Here is a 19,200-nt window from a genome sequence, read left to right on the forward strand (position 1 = left end):
GTCAGGCAAGACCTGTTTAACCCGAAAATAAATAAGGCCTTAGTCTATGACCAAAGCCTTAATCATTTCTTAATCAGATATTGCCAAAAAGTTTCAGCGAGGCAGCTTCAGGTTGTTCCAGATCGCTAGGCTCGCTTCGGCCTGGTTCAGCGTATAGAAGTGCAAGCCCGGTGCGCCGCCTTGCAGCAGTTGTTCACACATGCGGGTGATCACTTCTTCGCCGAAGGCCTGGATGCTGGCGGTGTCGTCGCCATAGGCTTCCAGCTGCTTGCGGATCCAGCGCGGGATCTCGGCGCCGCAGGCGTCGGAGAACCGGGCCAGCTTGCTGTAGTTGGTGATTGGCATGATGCCGGGCACCACCGGGATATCGACGCCCAGTTTCTGCGCACGCTCGACAAAATAGAAATAGCTGTCGGCGTTGAAGAAGTATTGGGTGATGGCGCTGTCGGCACCGGCCTTGACCTTGTGCACGAAGTTGGCCAGGTCGATCTCGAAGTTGCGGGCCTGGGGGTGCATCTCGGGGTAGGCCGCCACTTCCAGGTGGAAGTGATCACCGGTTTCCTGGCGGATGAATTCGACCAGGTCGCTGGCGTAGCGCAGCTCGCCGCTGGCCATGCCCATGCCGGAAGGCAGGTCGCCGCGCAGGGCGACGATGCGCTTGATGCCAGCAGCCTTGTACTCGGCAAGCAGGGCGCGCAGCTCTTCTTTGGTGTCGCCGACGCACGACAGGTGCGGTGCGGCAGGTACTTTCACTTCGCTCTCCAGCTGCAGCACGGTGTTCAGTGTGCGGTCGCGGGTAGAGCCGCCGGCACCGTAGGTGCAGGAGAAGAAATCGGGGTTGTAGGTGGCCAGCTGGCGGGCAACGCCCATCAGCTTTTCGTGACCGGCATCGGTCTTGGTCGGGAAGAATTCGAAACTGTAGCGGCGTTCTTGTGACATCTCTGTTTCCTCAGCTGCAGGCCATGAGCCGCACGCTGCAAGTAAAAGCCAGGGCGGTGGGGGCCGGCCTGGCTTGGGCATCGATCAAGATTAAACGACTACAAGCGCCCGCCGGCATGCCGCCGGGCGCTTGCCGCTTAGTAGCGGTACGCGTGTGGCTTGAACGGGCCTTCGACAGTCACGCCGATGTAGTCGGCTTGCTGCTGGGTCAGCTGGGTGACCACGCCGCCGAAGCCGCGGACCATTTCCAGGGCCACTTCTTCGTCGAGCTTCTTGGGCAGCACTTCAACGGTCAGGCGTTCGGCTTTCTTCTCGGCCGACAGGTCGGCGTACTTCTGCTCGAACAGGAAGATCTGTGCCAGCACCTGGTTGGCGAACGAACCGTCCATGATGCGGCTTGGGTGACCGGTGGCGTTACCCAGATTCACCAGGCGGCCTTCAGCCAGCAGGATCAGGTAGTCGTCGTTTTGCGGGTCGAAGCTGCCAGCGCCGGTGCGGTGGATCTTGTGCACCTGCGGCTTGACCTCTTCCCAGGCCCAGTTCTTGCGCATGAAGGCGGTGTCGATCTCGTTGTCGAAGTGGCCGATGTTGCAGACCACGGCACGCTTCTTCAGGGCCTTGAGCATGTTGGCGTCGCAGACGTTGACGTTACCGGTGGTGGTGACGATCAGGTCGATCTTGCCCAGCAGCGCTTTGTCGATGCTGGCCTCGGTGCCGTTGTTGATGCCGTCGATGAACGGCGAGACCAGCTCGAAGCCGTCCATGCAGGCTTGCATGGCGCAGATCGGGTCAACTTCGGTGACCTTGACGATCATGCCTTCCTGACGCAGGGACTGGGCCGAGCCCTTGCCCACGTCACCGTAGCCGATCACCAGGGCTTGCTTGCCCGACAGCAGGTGGTCGGTGCCACGCTTGATGGCGTCGTTCAGGCTGTGACGGCAGCCGTACTTGTTGTCGTTCTTGCTCTTGGTGACCGAGTCGTTGACGTTGATCGCCGGGACTTTCAGCTCGCCCTTGGCCAGCATGTCCAGCAGGCGGTGCACGCCGGTGGTGGTCTCTTCGGTGACACCGTGGACGCGGTCCAGAACGGCTGGGTACTTCTTGTGCAGCAGTTCGGTCAGGTCGCCGCCGTCGTCGAGGATCATGTTGGCGTCCCATGGCTGGCCATCCTTGAGGATGGTCTGCTCCAGGCACCACTCGTACTCTTCCTCGGTTTCGCCTTTCCAGGCGAACACCGGGATACCGGCGGCAGCGATGGAGGCAGCGGCCTGGTCCTGGGTGGAGAAGATGTTGCAGGACGACCAGCGCACTTCGGCACCCAGGGCAACCAGGGTTTCGATCAGCACGGCAGTCTGAATGGTCATGTGGATGCAGCCCAGAATCTTCGCACCCTTGAGCGGTTGCTCGGCGAGGTACTTGCGACGCAGGCCCATCAGTGCAGGCATTTCCGATTCGGCGATGATGGTTTCGCGACGGCCCCAGGCAGCCAGGGAGATGTCAGCGACTTTGAAATCGGTAAAACCAGCAGGCGTGTTTACAGCGCTCATGAGAGCCTCCATTCGTAGTGTGCGAATGGGCGCCGTTGTGCGTTGAGCGTCCGCAGGAGCGGACAACGCCCCATCCGAGCCTGACAGGCCTAGCCTGCTGCAGCGCCCCTCGGACAGGTGGCGGGCATGGCCGCCGCTGCGGGTGGCCAAGTGAAGCGGCAGGATTATAGCCGCGACAGGGACCTTCGCCCAAGGTTTTCTGTCGATTAATCGAGACGATAGTCGATGTTCAATGGAGCGGCGACGGCCGCTCTGCCATCATGAATGCACGTTAGCCAAGCAGGTTAGGAGTACCGATGAACTTTCACACCCGCAAATGGGTAAAACCCGAAGACCTCAACCCCAATGGCACCCTGTTCGGTGGCAGCCTGTTGCGCTGGATCGACGAAGAAGCGGCGATTTACGCCATCGTCCAGCTGGGCAACCAGCGTGTGGTGACCAAGTACATGTCGGAGATCAACTTCGTCAGTGCCTCACGCCAGGGCGACATCATCGAACTGGGCATCACCGCCACTGAATTCGGCCGCACCTCGATCACCCTCAAGTGCGAAGTGCGCAACAAGATCACCCGCAAGAGCATCCTGACCGTCGACAAGATGGTGTTCGTCAACCTCGGCGAAGATGGCATGCCGGCGGCTCACGGGCGCACCGAGATCAAATACGTCCAGGACCAGTTCCCGGACAGCGCCGTGGAGTAGATTGCTGGGGGCTGCGCAGCAGCCCCATCGCCGGCAAGCCGGCTCCCACAGGTTAGGCGCATTGCAGCCACAAGGCCTTCGCAAAGCCCTGTGGGGGTCGGCTTGCCGGCGAAAGGGCCGCAAAGCGGCCCCTTGTTTTCAGGGCTGGGCGCTAACCTTGCGCACCACCCGCCCGATGCTCAGCCCCTGCACCAGGATCGACGACAACACCACGATGTAGGTGATCGACAGCAGCAGGTCACGTTCCTCACCCAGCGGCAGCGACAGTGCCAGCGCTACCGACACGCCGCCGCGCAGGCCGCCCCAGGTCAGTACCCGCACGGTGCCTTTCGGCACACTCCGCCAGCGGCGCAGCAGCAAGATTGCCGGGGCCACGGTAAGCAGCCGCGACAGCAGGACCGCCAGTGCCAGCACCCCGCCGGCCGCCAGGTGCATCCAGTTGAACGGCAGCAGCAGAAGCTCAAGGCCGATCAGCGCGAACAGCAGGGCGTTGAGCATGTCATCGATCAACTCCCAGAAACCGTCCATGTAGCGCCGGGTCATGTCGTTCATCGCCAGGTTGCGCCCCATGTTGCCGATGATCAGGCCGGCGACCACCATGGCGATCGGTGCAGAAACGTGCAGTTCGTAGCACATTGCCGAGCCACCGATGACCAGCGCCAAGGTCAGCATGACCTCGACCTGGTACTGCTCGACGCTCTTGATCATGCGGTAGGTGGCGTAGCCGATCACGCCGCCGAACACCACGCCGCCAATGGCCTCGCGGGCGAACAGGACCGCCGTGTCATAGGCACTGGGGGTTTCGCCGAGCTGGATGATGCCCAGCAGCACGGTGAACACCACGACCGCGGTGCCGTCGTTGAACAGCGATTCGCCGACGATGGTGGTTTTCAGCGGCTTGGAGGCATTGGCGGTCCGCAATGCGCCGAGCACGGCAATCGGGTCGGTGGGCGAGATCAGCGCGCCGAACAGCAGGCAGTAGATCAGCGGAACCTGCCAGCCAAACATCGCGAACACCCAGTGCGACAGGTAGCCGATCACCACGGTGGCGATCAGTACGCCGATGGTCGCCAGCAGGCCGATCGGCCAGCGATAGCTACGCAGGTCTGAGAGGTTGACGTGCAAGGCGCCGGCGAACAGCAGGAATGCCAGCATCCAGTGCATCAGCAAATCGTTGAAGTCGATCTGGTTCATCAGGCCTTCGACGCGCTCTTCGAGGCCAGGGAAGCCAATCAGGCTAAGCCCTTGCAGCATCAACGAGAACAGCAGTGCCGTGACCATCACGCCAATGGCGGGTGGCAGGCCGATGAAGCGGTAGTTGACGTAGGTGAGAAGGGTGGTGAGGCAGATAAACGCGGCAACTAATTCAAGCATCCCAAATCCTGTAACAGTGGCTTCCAAGTCGTACCCGAATGACTCGGGCAGTTCTTTGATGACCTGGCGAGGGCTTCGGGGCACACCTTTGACCAGAATTGTTGGAATCGTTCATATGTAGGGCTTGAGTTGTGCGATGGTTTTGAGATGCGCCGCCCGCGCGGCGCCCGATTTCGTAAGCGCTGAAAATCTTCCGACATACGCACACCAGACTGAAGACGATATATTCGTGCCTCAATAACGTCACAAGGACTTGAAGGCGTGTTGGCAACTTCCCTGGTATTGGTCGCCGCCCTCCTGCATGCGACCTGGAACACCCTGATCAAATTCAGCGGCGAGCGCTTGTTGGTGATTGCCAGCATGGATACGGTCGCGCTGGCTTTTGCCGTGCTGGCCGTGGCCTTTGTCGAGGTGCCTCCTGCTGAAATCTGGCCCTGGTTGGTCGCCTCGGCGCTGGCCGAACAGTTGTACCGCTATCTGCTGATCCAGGCCTATCGGGTTGGCGACCTGGGGCTGGTCTATCCTCTGATGCGCGGGCTGTCGCCGCTGGTGGTGCTGGGCTTGACCCTGGCCTTTGCCGGGGAATCGCTGAGCCAGCAGCAGATCATCGGCATCCTGCTCATTCCGTGTGGCATGGCGTGCCTGCTGTGGCAGGGGGGCGGTGGTGATCGGCTGCCTTGGTCGATGTTGCCCGTGGTGGCGCTGATTGGCCTGTGCATCGGTTGCTACACCTGGTTCGACGGCCAGGCGGTGCGGCTGTGGGGCAAGCCTTGGGACTACCTGGTATGGCTGACCTTGCTCAGTGCCTGGCCCTTCCCGCTGCTGGCCAGTGTGGCGCGCCGGGCACCGTTTGTGCTGTTTTGGCGAACCCAATGGCGGCTGGGGTTGGCCGTAGGGCTTTGCGTGCTGTTCAGTTATGCCCTGGTGCTGTGGGCCATGCACCTGGGGTCGGTGGCCGAGGCGGCGGCGCTGCGGGAATTGAGCGTGATCCTGGTGGTGCTGTTGGGTATGCGCTACCTCAAAGAACCTTTTGGCGGGCCAAGACTCCTAGCTTGCGGGCTGGTGCTGGCAGGCATGCTGGTAATGAAGCTCTAACCTTTCGATTGAACAAGGAGTGCTGTCCATGACCGTTGCCCTGTGGTGCATCCTGATTGCCCTGGTATTGCCGCCGCTTTGTGCATTGATCGCCAAAGTGAGCAGTGGCCGCTTCGGCCTCAAGGACAATCACGATCCGCGTGCCTTCCTGGACACGCTATCGGGCCTGCCACGCCGAGCCCACGCGGCGCAGCAGAATAGCTACGAAGCGTTTCCCGCGTTTGCGGCGGCCGTGCTGGTGGCAGATATCGTCGGCAATGCCGAGCAGGTGACGCAGGACGTGCTGGGCGTGATGTACATCACCAGCCGGTTGCTCTACATCATCTGCTACCTGGCGGACTGGGCGGCATTGCGGTCAGTGGTGTGGTTTGCCGGGTTGGCGTTGATCGTGGCGTTTTTCGTGGTTTCCGCCTGAAACCGAGTTGCCCTCTTCGCGGGTAAACCCGCTCCCACAAGGTTTAGCGCAGCCTGGAAGGTTTTCACAAGCCCTGTGGGAGCGGGTTTACCCGCGAAGAAGTCAGCGCAGAATCAAAGGACTTTCGGTACTTCAGGCAGCGGTTTGCCCTTAGGCCACAGCATCCAGATCTGCCCTTGCTGCTTCATGTTCCCGGCCAGCTCACCTGCTTCTGGCCCAGTCCCCCAGAACAGGTCTGCACGTACCTCACCGGCAATGGCCCCCCCGGTATCCTGAGCGCCTACCGGCCGCACCACCGGGGTACCATCCGGGCGCGTAGTGGATAACCAGAGCAGGCTGCCCAACGGAATCACCTTGCGGTCGATCGCCACGCTGTAGCCGGCCGTCAGTGGCACGTTGAGCGAGCCACGCGGGCCTTCGTTACTGTCGGGGCGGGTGCTGAAAAACACGTAGCTGGGGTTGCTGGCCAGTAGCTCTGGTACTCGCTGCGGGTTGGCCTGGGCCCAGGCATGAATGCTGCCCATGCTCACGTCTTCCTTCTTCAGCTGGCCCTGTTCCACCAGCCAACGCCCGATCGGCCGGTAGGGGTGGCCATTTTGGTCGGCGTAGCCCAGGCGCAGCTGGCGGCCATCTTCCAGTTGTACCCGGCCCGAACCCTGTATCTGCAGGAACTGCAAGTCCATCGGGTCGGTCAGCCAGGCCAGCACCGGGGCTTTTACGCCCTCACGGTTGATGACTTCGGCTGTGTCGTAAGGCTTGAGCACCCGGCCATCGAGTCGCCCGCGCAGGCGCTTACCTTTGAGCTCTGGGTACACGCTGGCGAGGTCGACCACGATCATGTCGTCGGGCACGCCGTACACCGCTACGTGGTTGGTTTCGGTCGGTTTCAGGCTGCCGGGGTAGACCGGCTCGTAGTAGCCGGTGATCAGGCCGTTGGCGTTGTTCTCGGCCGAGCGCAGGCCATAGACCTGCAGGTTTTGCTGCAGGAAGGCGCGTATTTGCAGGGCATCGTCCGGCACGCTGGCTGCGGCCTCGCAGGTGGTGGCCCAGACGGCGTCGCGCTTGAGTTTTTCACAGCCATTGCGCCACGCGTGGAAGCCGGCCACCAGGTCGGTGTCGCTGACGCTGGGCAGGTCCTGCCAGGTGGCACTGGCATAGGTGGCAATGGCATGGGGCTCAGGTTTGGCGTTCTCGCCGCCGTTGCAGCCGGCCAGCAAAGCCAGCGCCGGGAGTGTCCAGGCCAGGTGGCGCAGGGCGAATTTCATAGGGGGATTCCTGTCAGGGCGAACATGAAGATTCGCCCTTGTGTTTTATGTGGCTATTGGTCTTTGGCCCTTGGCCAGCGATACTGGCCGCCCATTTTCGTAGGCCGTAGTGACCGTGATGTTCAAGCGATTGACCGTTGTTCTGCTCGCAGCCCTTGCCCTGAGTGCCTGTGACCGTGTGGACCCGAACTCGCCGCTGGGCCAGCGCAAGGCGATCTTCAAGGACATGCTCAAGACCAGCGAGGACCTGGGTGGCATGCTGCGCGGCCGTTTGCCGTTCGACGGGGTGAAGTTCTCCGACGGGGCCGTGAAGCTCGACAGCCTGTCGCACCAGCCGTGGCAGCACTTCCCCCAAGCGCGCGATGGTGGGGACAGCAGCGCGCGAGCGGAGGTGTGGGAGCGTCAGGCGCGGTTCCATGACCTTGCCCGGCAACTGGAGGGCGTGACCGGTGAATTGGTCGATGCTACCCGGGGCCAGCCGCTGGAGGCGGCGCAGTTGAAGGGACCGATGGACAGGGTCGAGGCTGCGTGCAAGGCTTGCCATACTGAATTCCGCAATCATTGATCGCCTGTAAGGGCCTTATCGCCGGCAAGCCAGCTCCCACAGGAAATACACAGCCCTTGAGAGCAGTGGAGTACCCGTGGGAGCCGGCTTGCCGGCGATAAGGCGCTCACGGACGCTGCACCTCAGCGGTCGAGTTCGTCGACCGCTTCCTGCAGTTCTTTGCGCGACTCGGCGAGTTTGTCTTTACGCTTGTTTATCTTTTCAGCATCGCCTTTCTTTTCGGCCTTCTTCAGGTCTTTTTCGCGTTGCGCGACCTCATGGCGCGCATCGAGCACCTTTTGTTCACGCTCTTTGCGCAGGCTGGTTTCTGTACAGTTTTTTGCACCTTCCAGTGCCTGCTCGAGCCCCGCAACCTGGTCACTGTTGCCGTGTTCGCGGGCAATCTTCAGTTGGTTCTCGATGGCGCTGCGTTTGGCCGCGCAGCCAGTCAGGCCGGCATCCGGCTCGGCAGCCTGCACGGCGCCAGCAGCCAGGCCCAGTGTTGCGAGCAAGAAAAGAGTCGAAATACGTTTCATGAAAAGCCTCCTGAACGGGGCGGGGCAGAAAAGTTGGGGGAAATCCTGCCTTGGTTTTTCCTATTTAGAAACCCTTGTTGGTTTTTTATGGCCGAAACTCAGGCTTTCCCTGCGTGGGATTTGGTAAAAAATCATTGCGCGAGCGGTTTGTTGCTGATTTGGAACGCGTTTACGCCGGCCTCGTTTAACTGCGCCGCAATGGCTTGAGTTTCGTTGGCCGTAAAAAACGCTTCAAGCTGACGCGCGCACTGTGCCGATACCCGGCATGGCGTGCCAATCATTGGCCGTGCGCGAGGACAGCTGCGCCCAGTCACCGTCGAGCTGCATGCCACCCGGCACGGGTGCGCCAAGCGCGCGCAGCCAGCGGGAGAAGGGCTGTGATCGGGCGCCTTCGAAGGCGTGCAGCAGCTGCTTGGCGGTGGCGTCGCTGATGCCCGGTACCTGGCCCAGGCGCTGAGCATCGAGTTGCAGCCAATCCGTCATCGAAGTGACCAACCCAGCCCCGACCAGGCGTTGCCACGTACCTGGCCCGGTGCGCGGCATTGCCAGCCCCTGCTTGCCACTTAGCCATGTAAGCCGCGCAATGAACTGCTCGTCGCAACCGTCGTCTGCGTGCCAGCAGCTATGGGGGTGGTAGCGCCCCGGTTGCGGCGCTGCAACCGGCTGGCGTAGGGCCGCGCGGTGCACCACGTGCTCGAAACGCGGAATGGTCAGGCCGGCCAGGCTGATTGCTACCTGATCACCCGGCGCAATGTCGAGGCGCTGCCAGCGTGCCAGTGAGCCCAGGCTGACCTGTGTGATCAGCCGGTCGTCCAGCTTGACCGGGTGCAGGCGCAGCACCGGCGTGACCCTGCCTGTGCGACCGACTCGGAAGCGTACCTCTCGCACCTGGGCCAAGGCTTGGGTGTAGGGGTATTTCCAAGCTGCCAGCCAGTAGGGCGGCTTGGCCTGCCAACGCTCGGCGGGTGGCCGACTGCTCTGGCGCAGGATGACGCCATCGGTGGCGAAGGGCAGGGGTGAGCGGTACCAGTGCTGGCGCCAGTGTGCGGCATCGGCGATGGAGTCGATGGCAATGCTGTAGCGCTGGCTGTCGGGGAAGCCCAGTTGGGCCAGCTGCGACAGGCGCTCGGCCTGGCTGCTGGGGCCCTGTGGCCAATCCCAGACGAACAGGCCGATGCTGGCGCCTTGTTCAGCGCTGAGCTGCTTGCGGGCGAGCAGCCCTGCCACGGAACCCCGTGCCTTGGCGCTGCCCGCCTGGGCTTGCACATGCTGGTCCAGGCGCAGATACAGCTCACCCTGCAACACCAGGTCAAGGGCCTGGGGCAGTTGCCGGGTAATGGCATCGAGGTGCGGGATGTGGCGGCTCCAGTCGTGCCCTTGGGCCCCGTCACCCCGGCTCAGCAACTGTACGAGTTGCCCCTGTCGGTAGAGCAAGGATACCGCCACCCCATCGACCTTCGGCTGCACCCACAGGCCAGCCTTGCCGGCCATCCAGCGGCCGACGGCCTGCTCGTCGCCCAGCTTGTCGACGCCTGTATGCGGGACGGGGTGGGTAATCGGGCCGCGCGCCGTGGCCAGTGGCGCGGGTTGCGCCTGCAGGCCGAAGCATTGCTGCCAGTGTTCCAGGCGTTGCCGGCTCTGGTCATACAGTTCATCTGCTACCTGGGTGATGCCCAGGCGATGGTAGCCGTCGTCCCATTGGGCAATCGTGCTGCGAAGGTGGGTGACCTCGGCGTGGGCTTGTTTGGCGTCCCAGTCGGGGCAGGGGCTGGCGTGCGCCAGCGAGGTATATAGCGATAGCAGCAGTGCGAACAACAGCATGAACGGCATGGCCAGCATCCTTGCATGGCGGGTGGGAACCCTCAGCCTAGGCAGGCTAGGTGCCGATTGCCGTGAACAGTTGTCAGCCGATATGTCACAAAAAAGCCCCTGCCGATTGCTCGGCAGGGGCTTTCGTCCAGCGCTGTAGGAAACTTACAGGCCGGCAGCGTCACGCAGCGACTGGGCGCGGTCGGTGCGTTCCCAGGTGAAGGTGGTGAAGGTGTCGTCGCCGACTGTCTTCTGCTGCGGGGTGCGGCCGAAGTGGCCGTAGGCCGCGGTTTCCTGGTACATCGGGTGGAGCAGGTCGAGCATCTTGGTGATCGCGTACGGACGCAGGTCGAAGCACTCGCGCACCAGTTGGACGATCTTGTCGTCGGAGACCTTGCCGGTACCGAAGGTGTTGATCGAGATGGAGGTTGGCTGAGCTACGCCAATGGCGTAGGAGACCTGGATCTCGCAACGCTCGGCCAGGCCGGCAGCGACGATGTTCTTGGCCACGTAGCGACCGGCGTAGGCGGCGGAACGGTCGACCTTGGACGGGTCCTTGCCGGAGAACGCGCCACCACCGTGGCGGGCCATGCCGCCGTAGGAGTCGACGATGATCTTGCGGCCGGTCAGGCCACAGTCACCCACCGGGCCACCGATGATGAAGTTGCCGGTCGGGTTGATGTGGTACTGGGTATCTTTGTGCAGCAGTTCGGCCGGCAGGGTGTGCTTGACGATCAGCTCCATCACCGCTTCCTGCAGGTCTTTTTGCGAGACCTCAGGGTTGTGCTGGGTCGACAGGACCACCGCGTCGATGCCGACTACCTTGCCATTTTCGTAACGGCAGGTGACCTGCGACTTGGCGTCCGGGCGCAGCCACGGCAGCAGGCGCGACTTGCGCGCTTCGGCCTGGCGCTCGACCAGACGGTGCGAGAAGCAGATCGGTGCTGGCATCAGCACGTCGGTTTCGTTGCTGGCGTAGCCGAACATCAGGCCCTGGTCGCCAGCGCCCTGGTCTTCCGGCTTGGAGCGGTCGACGCCCTGGGCGATGTCCACGGACTGCTTGCCGATGATGTTCATCACCGCGCAGGTGGCGCCGTCGAAGCCGACGTCGGAGCTGTTGTAGCCGATGTCGATGATGACTTTACGTACCAGTTCTTCGAGGTCGACCCAGGCGGACGTGGACACTTCGCCAGCGATGATGGCGACACCGGTCTTGACCAAGGTTTCGCAGGCCACGCGGGCGTATTTGTCCTGAGCGATGATGGCATCAAGGACAGCGTCCGAAATCTGGTCGGCGATCTTGTCCGGATGCCCTTCGGACACGGACTCGGAGGTGAAAAGGGAGTATTCGCTCATCTCGAAGGGTTCCTAAAATTTACCGATGGTGTATGTCGCCAGTCGCCCGCTGAAAATGGCGGACCTGTATCTGGAAACCGTTGCGCAAGCCCACATAGAGGCTGTCCCCGGGGACCAGCCCGGCACTATTGGCCCAACGGGCCAGGTCGTCCTGTTCGAAGCCCAGCCAGAGGTCGCCGCAGGCATCGCGCGCCCACCCCTGGTCATGGCTGCACAGTTCGGTGACCAGCAGGCTGCCGCCCGCTTTCACCCGTTTGGCCAGCTGGCGCAGGGCCAGGGCCGGGTCGCTGAAATGGTGCAGCACCATGTTCAGCACAACGCAGTCGGCTGCCACATCCGTTGCATTCAGTGCATCGGCCAACTGCAGGTTCACGTTGTCCAGGCGCTCACGCTGGCAGACCTGGCGGGCCAGCTCGAGCATGGTCGGGCTGTTGTCCAGGGCGGTCACCGTGGCGAAGCGCCGTGCCAGGTCCGGCAGAAAGCCGCCGTCGCCGGGGCCTACTTCCAGCGCGCTGGCGGTGGGCGCGAAGTTCAGCTTGTCGAGCAGCGCCAGCAGGCTTTCGCGGTACTGCGGCAGGCCGGCGATCAGGTCTTGCTGGGCGCGGAATTTTTCTTCCACGCGCAGGAAAAAGTCCTGGCTGGTGGCTGCGCGGCGTTGCTGTACCTGGGCGATGCGCGCCTGCACCGCAGGTGGCAAGGTCAGGTCGTCGACTTCTTCGAGCAACGCCGTGTGCAGACGCCCGCCCAGGCGTAGGCTGTCGGGCAGGGCGCGGCGGTAGAAAATCGCGTTGCCCTCGCGCCGGGTAGCCACCAGCTCGGCCTGGGCCAGCACCTTCAGGTGATGGCTCATGCCGGACTGGCCGATGTCGAAGATTTGCGCCAGTTCGAGCACGCCAAACGAATCGCTGGCCAGCGCGCGCAAAACATTCAGGCGCAGCGCATCGCCGCTGGCTTTGCACAGGGCGGCCAGGGTGTCGCTTCGCTGAGGGATCGATTGCGCACGGAGGTTCATGGGGCGGCAGTCTAGACAGGCATCGTGGCACCCGCAAGGCCAATATCAAAAAGTTTTGATATTGGCGATGAGCTGCAAGGATAGAGCGGCCCCAGCCCATGCTCGCATGCACCTTGCCGCTTAAAGCGTGCCGCTTGACGCTTAAATGTTTGCCCCCAGCCCCCCAGTGGGCGAAAATGGCCGCCTTTTTTCGTATCACAACCTTTCAGCCCCAGGAGATCAGCGATGCCCAGCCGTCGTGAACGTGCCAACGCCATTCGTGCCCTCAGCATGGATGCCGTGCAAAAGGCTAACAGCGGCCACCCAGGTGCCCCTATGGGCATGGCGGATATCGCCGAAGTGCTTTGGCGTGACTACCTGAAGCACAACCCGAGCAACCCAAGCTTCGCCGACCGTGACCGCTTCGTGCTGTCCAACGGCCACGGCTCGATGCTGATCTACTCGCTGCTGCACCTGACCGGCTACGACCTGTCGATCGACGACCTCAAGGCCTTCCGCCAGCTGCACAGCCGTACCCCGGGCCACCCGGAATACGGCTACACCCCAGGCGTAGAGACCACCACCGGCCCACTGGGCCAAGGCCTGGCCAACGCCGTGGGCTTCGCCCTGGCGGAAAAAGTCCTGGGCGCACAGTTCAACCGTGACGGCCACAACATCGTCGACCACAACACCTACGTGTTCCTCGGCGACGGCTGCATGATGGAAGGTATCTCCCACGAAGTCGCCGCTTTGGCCGGCACCCTGGGCCTGGGCAAGCTGATTGCCTTCTATGACGACAACGGCATCTCCATCGACGGCGAAGTCGAAGGCTGGTTCACCGATGACACGCCGAAGCGTTTCGAAGCTTACAACTGGCAGGTGATCCGCAACGTCGACGGCCATGACGCCGACGAGATCAAGACCGCGATCGAGACTGCACGCAAAAGCGAGCAGCCGACCCTGATCTGCTGCAAGACCATCATCGGCTTCGGTTCGCCGAACAAGCAGGGCAAGGAAGACTGCCACGGCGCACCGCTGGGCAACGACGAAATCGCCCTGGCCCGTAAAGCGCTGAACTGGAACCACGACCCGTTCGAAATCCCGGCCGACATCTATGCCGAGTGGGACGCCAAGGCCGCCGGTGCCAAGGCTGAAGCCGAGTGGAACCAGCGCTTCGACGCCTACGCCAAGGCGTACCCAGAGCTGGCTACCGAGTTCAAGCGCCGTGACAGCGGCGAGCTGCCGGCTGACTTCTCCGAGAAGGCCCAGGCCTACATCAACGAAGTCGCTGCCAAAGGCGAGACCATTGCCAGCCGCAAGGCCAGCCAGAATGCCCTGAACGCCTTCGGCCCGCTGCTGCCCGAGTTCCTCGGCGGTTCGGCTGACCTGGCCGGTTCCAACCTGACCCTGTGGAAAGGTTGCAAAGGCGTCGACGCCCATGACGCTAGCGGCAACTACGTGTACTACGGCGTGCGCGAGTTCGGCATGACCGCGATCATGAACGGCGTTGCCCTGCACGGCGGCCTGGTGCCTTACGGCGCGACCTTCCTGATGTTCATGGAATACGCCCGCAACGCAGTGCGGATGTCGGCCCTGATGAAGCAGCGCGTGATCCACGTCTACACCCACGACTCCATCGGCCTGGGCGAAGACGGCCCGACTCACCAGCCGATCGAGCAGCTGACCAGCCTGCGCAGCACGCCGAACCTGGACACCTGGCGCCCAGCTGACGCGGTCGAATCGGCCGTGTCCTGGAAAAACGCCCTGGAGCGCAAAGACGGCCCATCGGCGCTGATCTTCTCGCGTCAGAACCTGCAGCATCAGGACCGTAACGCCCAGCAGATCGCTGACATCAGCCGCGGTGGCTACATCCTCAAGGACTGCGCTGGCGAGCCAGAGCTGATCCTGATCGCCACCGGTTCCGAAGTGGGCCTGGCGGTTCAGGCCTTCGACAAGCTGAGCGAGCAAGGCCGCAAGGTCCGCGTGGTTTCCATGCCGTGCACCAGCGTGTTCGACGCCCAGGACGCTGGCTACAAGCAGTCTGTACTGCCACTGGAAGTGGGGGCGCGCATCGCCATCGAAGCTGCCCACGCCGACTTCTGGTACAAGTACGTCGGCCTGGAAGGCCGTATCATCGGCATGACCACCTACGGTGAGTCGGCCCCGGCCTCTGCACTGTTCGAAGAATTCGGCTTCACCCTGGAGAACATCCTGGGCACCGCCGAAGAGCTGCTGGAAGACTGATACAGGCAAAGCGAGGGCCTTTGGCCCTTGTTCGCGGCACAAGGCCGCTCCCACAGGATCTGCATACGCCAGTACCCTGTGGGAGCGGCCTTGTGCCGCGAATGGGCCGTATGGCGGCCCCTTTCAACCGACGGATTTCAAGAGCCACCTATGCCCCACCCGCGTCCCTACAAAGTTGCACTCAACGGTTATGGCCGCATCGGCCGCTGTGTCCTGCGCGCGTTGTTCGAGCGGGGGGCGAAGGCCGGTTTCGAGATTGTTGCGCTGAACGACCTGGCCGATCAGGCCAGCCTCGAGTACCTGACACGCTTCGACTCCACCCACGGGCGTTTCCCCGGTGAAGTGAGGGTCGACGGCGACTGTCTGCATATTAACGGCGACTGCGTGAAGGTGATGCGCAGCGCCACCCCGGAAGGCATCGACTGGGCCGCCCTGGACATCGACCTGGTGCTGGAGTGCTCCGGCGCCTACAACACCCGCGCCGATGGCCAGCGTTTTCTCGATGCCGGCGCGCCACGGGTGCTGTTCTCGCAGCCCATGGCCAGCGAGGCGGACGTGGACGCCACGGTGGTGTACGGCATCAACCAGGCATGCCTGACGGGCAGCGAGCGCCTGGTGTCCAACGCGTCCTGCACCACCAACTGCGGCGTGCCGCTGTTGCGCGTGCTGGACCAGGCGTTCGGCATCGAATACGTGCAGATCACCACCATCCACTCGGCGATGAACGACCAGCCGGTGATCGACGCTTACCACCACGAAGACCTGCGCCGTACGCGCTCTGCGTTCCAGTCGGTGATCCCGGTGTCCACGGGCCTTGCGCGCGGCATCGAGCGGCTGCTGCCGGAACTTGCCGGGCGAATTCAGGCCAAAGCGGTACGCGTGCCGACCGTCAACGTCTCATGCCTGGACATCACGCTGCAGACCGCCCGCGACACCAGCGCCGCCGAGGTCAACCGGGTGCTGCGCGAGGCAGCGCTGGAGGGCCCGCTCAAAGGATTGCTGGCCTATACCGAGCTGCCCCACGCCAGCTGTGATTTCAACCACGACCCGCATTCGGCGATCGTCGATGCCAGCCAGACCCGTGTTTCCGGCCCCCGCCTGGTAAACCTGCTGGCTTGGTTCGACAACGAATGGGGGTTCGCCAACCGTATGCTCGACGTTGCCGAACACTATCTGCACGTCGTTCAACCAACCCGCAACAAACAGCCCTGAAGGACTGCATTCATGACCGTGTTGAAGATGACCGACCTCGACCTGCAAGGTAAACGCGTACTGATCCGCGAAGACCTCAACGTGCCTGTGAAGGACGGTGTGGTAGCCAGCGACGCGCGTATCCTGGCAGCGCTGCCGACCATCAAGCTGGCCCTGGAAAAGGGCGCAGCGGTAATGGTCTGCTCGCACCTGGGCCGCCCGACCGAAGGTGAATTCTCTGCCGAGAACAGCCTCAAGCCGGTCGCCGACTACTTGAGCAAGGCCCTGGGCCGTGACGTGCCGCTGATCGCCGACTACCTGGAAGGTGTCGAGGTCAAGGCCGGTGACCTGGTGCTGTTCGAGAACGTGCGCTTCAACAAGGGCGAGAAAAAGAACGCCGACGAGCTGGCGCAGAAATACGCGGCCCTGTGCGACGTGTTCGTGATGGACGCGTTCGGCACTGCCCACCGCGCCGAAGGTTCGACCCATGGCGTGGCCAAGTTTGCCAAAGTCGCCGCTGCCGGCCCACTGCTGGCCGCCGAGCTGGATGCCCTGGGCAAGGCGCTGAAAGCCCCGGCCAAGCCAATGGCGGCCATCGTCGCTGGGTCCAAGGTGTCGACCAAACTCGACGTGCTGAACAGCCTGAGCACCGTTTGCGACCTGCTGATCGTAGGTGGTGGCATCGCCAACACCTTCCTGGCGGCTGCTGGCCACCCCGTCGGCAAGTCGCTGTACGAGCCTGACCTGGTCGACACCGCCAAGGCCATCGCTGCCAAGGTCAACGTACCGCTGCCGGTCGACGTGGTGGTTGCCAAGGAATTCGCCGAAAGCGCCGAAGCGACCGTCAAGGCCATTGCCGACGTTGCCGCTGACGACATGATCCTGGACATCGGCCCGCAGACCGCTGCCAACTTCGCCGAGCTGCTGAAGTCGTCGCAGACCATCCTGTGGAACGGCCCGGTTGGCGTGTTCGAGTTCGACCAGTTCGGCAACGGCACCAAAGTGCTGGCCAAGGCCATCGCAGAAAGCGCCGCGTTCTCCATCGCGGGCGGTGGTGACACCCTGGCGGCGATCGACAAATATGGCGTTGGCGCCGATATCTCCTACATTTCTACCGGTGGTGGCGCGTTCCTCGAGTTCGTCGAGGGCAAGGTCCTGCCGGCTGTGGCAATTCTGGAAGAGCGGGCCAAGGCCTGATGACGTTGGCGCTTGGCAAAGGGAGCGACCTGATGGTCAAGCAATTGCCTGTGATGATTCTGGCCGGGATGCTGAGCGCGTGCTCCAGCAGCCCGTCTTCGGATGAAGCCGCGTCGCGGTTGCCCAAGGGCGGCTGCTACCAGTCCGAGTGGCAAGCTGAGACCGTACCGGTCATCAACAAGCGCCTGGGTCCGGATGGCCTGGAAAAGTATGACGAAGACCACCAGCACAAGGCGCCTGGTTGCCCTTGATCGGGTTCTCGGGCACCTAAGCTGGGTTTGAAGGTCTTCAACACTGGGGCCGCTGTGCGTCCCATCGCCGGCAAGCCAGCTCCCACAGGCCTTGCACATGCCCTTAGGGTGGTGCGGTACCTGTGGGAGCCGGCTTGCCGGCGATGGGCTGCAAAGCAGCCCTTAGCGGAGTAATGAGATGAAAGCGCTTATGGCCATCGCGGCCCTGGCGACACTGGCAGGATGCTCACTGCTGCAGCCGGCGCAACCCGCCCCGGCAGACAACTGGACCCGTTGGGTCTGTGACACCCAGACCGAAGTGCTGTGGCGCTTCGCGGATGCACAACAAGATTCGGTCGACGTACGCCTTGGCGGCGGCGACCAGGTCTACCGGCTCAAATCCGAGCCGAGCGCGTCGGGCGCGATGTACAGCGATGGCGTGCTGGCCTTCCACACCAAAGGCGAAGAAGGCCTGGTGTACTGGGTGGCAACCAACGATCTGATAGGGCGGGGCTGCAAGGCACCGTGACTGGCCGGGCCGCCCAGGTGGCCCACACTACTTGAACAGCAACCGCCCCTGCGGCAGGCTTGCACGAAACAAACGACGCTTGTCGGGAGAGAGATACACAATGGCACTCATTAGCATGCGCCAGATGCTGGACCACGCCGCCGAGTTCGGTTACGGCGTTCCAGCTTTCAACGTCAACAACCTCGAGCAAATGCGCGCAATCATGGAAGCCGCCGACAAGACCGACTCTCCGGTCATCGTGCAGGCTTCGGCGGGTGCCCGCAAATACGCCGGTGCGCCCTTCCTGCGCCACCTGATCCTGGCCGCGATCGAAGAGTTCCCGCACATCCCGGTGTGCATGCACCAGGACCACGGCACCAGCCCTGACGTGTGCCAGCGCTCGATCCAGCTGGGCTTCAGCTCGGTCATGATGGACGGCTCGCTGGGTGAAGACGGCAAAACCCCAACCGACTACGAGTACAACGTCCGCGTTACTCAGCAGACCGTTGCCATGGCGCACGCCTGCGGCGTTTCGGTAGAAGGCGAGCTGGGCTGCCTGGGTTCGCTGGAAACCGGCATGGCCGGTGAAGAAGACGGTATCGGTGCTGAAGGCGTGCTGGATCACAGCCAAATGCTGACCGACCCGGAAGAAGCCGCCGACTTCGTCAAGAAGACCCAGGTCGACGCCCTGGCCATCGCCATCGGCACCAGCCACGGCGCCTACAAGTTCACCAAGCCACCGACCGGTGACGTGCTGGCGATCGACCGCATCAAGGAAATCCACAAGCGCATCCCTAACACCCACCTGGTGATGCACGGTTCCTCTTCGGTACCGCAAGAGTGGCTGGCGATCATCAACCAGTACGGCGGCGACATCAAAGAAACCTACGGCGTACCGGTTGAAGAAATCGTCGAAGGCATCAAGCACGGCGTGCGCAAGGTCAACATCGACACCGACCTGCGCCTGGCCTCTACCGGTGCCATGCGTCGCCTGATGGCCCAGAACCCAAGCGAGTTCGACCCGCGCAAGTTCTTCGGTGAAACCGTCAAGGCCATGCGTGACGTGTGCATCGCCCGTTACGAAGCCTTCGGCACCGCCGGCAATGCCTCCAAGATCAAGCCGATCTCCCTGGAAGGCATGTTCCAGCGTTACCTGAAAGGTGAATTGGCCGCCAAGGTCAATTGATTCGCTGGTAGTACTGAAAAAACCCGCAGAGATGCGGGTTTTTTTATGCCTGCGATAACCCGTATTCACGGCAGA

Annotated in this window: 17 protein-coding genes, 1 pseudogene and 1 riboswitch; of the genes and pseudogenes, 10 read left to right on the forward strand and 8 right to left on the reverse strand. The window is 62.7% G+C overall.

Going from position 1 to position 19,200, the window contains the following annotated elements; all coding sequences use genetic code 11:
• Positions 1 to 93 precede the first annotated feature (93 nt).
• Both metF and ahcY read right to left on the reverse strand, forming a co-directional pair.
• A complete protein-coding gene (metF, locus tag D886_RS0102805; protein ID WP_027592451.1) occupies positions 94 to 939 on the reverse strand; it encodes a methylenetetrahydrofolate reductase [NAD(P)H] in 846 nt (281 codons plus the stop codon).
• 137 nt (positions 940 to 1,076) lie between these two features.
• On the reverse strand, positions 1,077 to 2,486 hold the full coding sequence (gene ahcY, locus D886_RS0102810; protein WP_027592452.1) for an adenosylhomocysteinase: 1,410 nt from the start codon (positions 2,484 to 2,486) through the stop codon (positions 1,077 to 1,079).
• Between the two features lie 20 nt (positions 2,487 to 2,506).
• Positions 2,507 to 2,603: riboswitch (S-adenosyl-L-homocysteine riboswitch) on the reverse strand.
• 179 nt (positions 2,604 to 2,782) lie between these two features.
• Here ahcY and D886_RS0102815 point away from each other — a divergent pair.
• Complete coding sequence (locus D886_RS0102815; protein ID WP_027592453.1) at positions 2,783 to 3,184, forward strand: acyl-CoA thioesterase; 402 nt, start codon at positions 2,783 to 2,785, stop codon at positions 3,182 to 3,184.
• 138 nt (positions 3,185 to 3,322) lie between these two features.
• On the opposite strand, the gene D886_RS0102820 is transcribed toward D886_RS0102815, so the two are convergent.
• Positions 3,323 to 4,558 (reverse strand): sodium:proton antiporter, encoded by a 1,236-nt coding sequence (locus D886_RS0102820; protein WP_027592454.1) that lies wholly within the window; start codon positions 4,556 to 4,558, stop codon positions 3,323 to 3,325.
• A 261-nt stretch (positions 4,559 to 4,819) separates the two neighbouring features.
• On the opposite strand from D886_RS0102820, the gene D886_RS0102825 reads away from it, so the two are divergent.
• Entirely contained in the window at positions 4,820 to 5,653 is an 834-nt protein-coding gene (locus tag D886_RS0102825; protein ID WP_027592455.1) for an EamA family transporter, read from the forward strand.
• A gap of 28 nt (positions 5,654 to 5,681) precedes the next feature.
• On the forward strand, positions 5,682 to 6,068 hold the full coding sequence (locus D886_RS0102830) for an MAPEG family protein (RefSeq protein WP_027592456.1): 387 nt from the start codon (positions 5,682 to 5,684) through the stop codon (positions 6,066 to 6,068).
• A gap of 113 nt (positions 6,069 to 6,181) precedes the next feature.
• On the opposite strand, the gene D886_RS0102835 is transcribed toward D886_RS0102830, so the two are convergent.
• Positions 6,182 to 7,333: a murein transglycosylase A gene (locus D886_RS0102835; RefSeq protein WP_027592457.1), complete on the reverse strand. Its 1,152-nt coding sequence runs from the start codon at positions 7,331 to 7,333 to the stop codon at positions 6,182 to 6,184.
• Between the two features lie 118 nt (positions 7,334 to 7,451).
• On the opposite strand from D886_RS0102835, the gene D886_RS0102840 reads away from it, so the two are divergent.
• The gene (locus tag D886_RS0102840) at positions 7,452 to 7,898 is read left to right on the forward strand and encodes a cytochrome c (RefSeq protein WP_027592458.1); all 447 of its coding nucleotides are present in this window, start codon (positions 7,452 to 7,454) and stop codon (positions 7,896 to 7,898) included.
• 122 nt (positions 7,899 to 8,020) lie between these two features.
• Here the strand turns inward: D886_RS0102840 and D886_RS0102845 are convergent, their stop codons facing one another.
• From D886_RS0102845 to D886_RS0102860, 4 genes and pseudogenes are all read right to left on the reverse strand, one after another.
• Complete coding sequence (locus tag D886_RS0102845; RefSeq protein WP_027592459.1) at positions 8,021 to 8,413, reverse strand: DUF1090 domain-containing protein; 393 nt, start codon at positions 8,411 to 8,413, stop codon at positions 8,021 to 8,023.
• 131 nt (positions 8,414 to 8,544) lie between these two features.
• Positions 8,545 to 10,243, reverse strand: a pseudogene (gene ligB / locus D886_RS26705) (NAD-dependent DNA ligase LigB).
• Between the two features lie 144 nt (positions 10,244 to 10,387).
• Positions 10,388 to 11,578, reverse strand: a complete 1,191-nt coding sequence (metK, locus tag D886_RS0102855) for a methionine adenosyltransferase (protein ID WP_027592460.1) — start codon at positions 11,576 to 11,578, stop codon at positions 10,388 to 10,390.
• 19 nt (positions 11,579 to 11,597) lie between these two features.
• The gene (locus D886_RS0102860; RefSeq protein ID WP_027592461.1) at positions 11,598 to 12,590 is read right to left on the reverse strand and encodes a metalloregulator ArsR/SmtB family transcription factor; all 993 of its coding nucleotides are present in this window, start codon (positions 12,588 to 12,590) and stop codon (positions 11,598 to 11,600) included.
• Positions 12,591 to 12,815: 225 nt separating this feature from the next.
• On the opposite strand from D886_RS0102860, the gene tkt reads away from it, so the two are divergent.
• From tkt to fba, 6 genes are all read left to right on the forward strand, one after another.
• Entirely contained in the window at positions 12,816 to 14,813 is a 1,998-nt protein-coding gene (gene tkt, locus D886_RS0102865) for a transketolase (protein ID WP_027592462.1), read from the forward strand.
• 150 nt (positions 14,814 to 14,963) lie between these two features.
• A complete protein-coding gene (epd, locus tag D886_RS0102870) occupies positions 14,964 to 16,025 on the forward strand; it encodes an erythrose-4-phosphate dehydrogenase (RefSeq protein WP_027592463.1) in 1,062 nt (353 codons plus the stop codon).
• Between the two features lie 12 nt (positions 16,026 to 16,037).
• Entirely contained in the window at positions 16,038 to 17,201 is a 1,164-nt protein-coding gene (locus D886_RS0102875) for a phosphoglycerate kinase (protein WP_027592464.1), read from the forward strand.
• On the forward strand, positions 17,201 to 17,452 hold the full coding sequence (locus D886_RS0102880; protein ID WP_027592465.1) for a hypothetical protein: 252 nt from the start codon (positions 17,201 to 17,203) through the stop codon (positions 17,450 to 17,452). The genes D886_RS0102875 and D886_RS0102880 overlap by 1 nt, the downstream gene beginning before the upstream one ends.
• 178 nt (positions 17,453 to 17,630) lie before the next feature.
• A complete protein-coding gene (locus D886_RS0102885) occupies positions 17,631 to 17,960 on the forward strand; it encodes an MliC family protein (protein WP_027592466.1) in 330 nt (109 codons plus the stop codon).
• Positions 17,961 to 18,060: 100 nt separating this feature from the next.
• The gene (gene fba / locus D886_RS0102890; RefSeq protein ID WP_008093958.1) at positions 18,061 to 19,125 is read left to right on the forward strand and encodes a class II fructose-bisphosphate aldolase; all 1,065 of its coding nucleotides are present in this window, start codon (positions 18,061 to 18,063) and stop codon (positions 19,123 to 19,125) included.
• Positions 19,126 to 19,200: the final 75 nt, after the last annotated feature.

Source organism: Pseudomonas sp. LAIL14HWK12:I7, from assembly GCF_000483465.1.
Lineage (GTDB): Bacteria > Pseudomonadota > Gammaproteobacteria > Pseudomonadales > Pseudomonadaceae > Aquipseudomonas > Aquipseudomonas kermanshahensis.

What these genes read in the sequence shown, in the direction of transcription:
- D886_RS0102885 (WP_027592466.1), top strand. Translation starts at nt 17,631, where the DNA reads ATGAAAGCGCTTATGGCCATCGCGGCCCTGGCGACACTGGCAGGATGC.
- D886_RS0102815 (WP_027592453.1), top strand. Translation starts at nt 2,783, where the DNA reads ATGAACTTTCACACCCGCAAATGGGTAAAACCCGAAGACCTCAACCCC.
- D886_RS0102835 (WP_027592457.1), bottom strand. Translation starts at nt 7,333, where the DNA reads ATGAAATTCGCCCTGCGCCACCTGGCCTGGACACTCCCGGCGCTGGCT.
- tkt (WP_027592462.1), top strand. Translation starts at nt 12,816, where the DNA reads ATGCCCAGCCGTCGTGAACGTGCCAACGCCATTCGTGCCCTCAGCATG.
- D886_RS0102830 (WP_027592456.1), top strand. Translation starts at nt 5,682, where the DNA reads ATGACCGTTGCCCTGTGGTGCATCCTGATTGCCCTGGTATTGCCGCCG.
- D886_RS0102860 (WP_027592461.1), bottom strand. Translation starts at nt 12,590, where the DNA reads ATGAACCTCCGTGCGCAATCGATCCCTCAGCGAAGCGACACCCTGGCC.
- fba (WP_008093958.1), top strand. Translation starts at nt 18,061, where the DNA reads ATGGCACTCATTAGCATGCGCCAGATGCTGGACCACGCCGCCGAGTTC.
- D886_RS0102820 (WP_027592454.1), bottom strand. Translation starts at nt 4,558, where the DNA reads ATGCTTGAATTAGTTGCCGCGTTTATCTGCCTCACCACCCTTCTCACC.
- ahcY (WP_027592452.1), bottom strand. Translation starts at nt 2,486, where the DNA reads ATGAGCGCTGTAAACACGCCTGCTGGTTTTACCGATTTCAAAGTCGCT.
- metF (WP_027592451.1), bottom strand. Translation starts at nt 939, where the DNA reads ATGTCACAAGAACGCCGCTACAGTTTCGAATTCTTCCCGACCAAGACC.
- D886_RS0102840 (WP_027592458.1), top strand. Translation starts at nt 7,452, where the DNA reads ATGTTCAAGCGATTGACCGTTGTTCTGCTCGCAGCCCTTGCCCTGAGT.
- D886_RS0102875 (WP_027592464.1), top strand. Translation starts at nt 16,038, where the DNA reads ATGACCGTGTTGAAGATGACCGACCTCGACCTGCAAGGTAAACGCGTA.
- D886_RS0102880 (WP_027592465.1), top strand. Translation starts at nt 17,201, where the DNA reads ATGACGTTGGCGCTTGGCAAAGGGAGCGACCTGATGGTCAAGCAATTG.
- epd (WP_027592463.1), top strand. Translation starts at nt 14,964, where the DNA reads ATGCCCCACCCGCGTCCCTACAAAGTTGCACTCAACGGTTATGGCCGC.
- D886_RS0102845 (WP_027592459.1), bottom strand. Translation starts at nt 8,413, where the DNA reads ATGAAACGTATTTCGACTCTTTTCTTGCTCGCAACACTGGGCCTGGCT.
- metK (WP_027592460.1), bottom strand. Translation starts at nt 11,578, where the DNA reads ATGAGCGAATACTCCCTTTTCACCTCCGAGTCCGTGTCCGAAGGGCAT.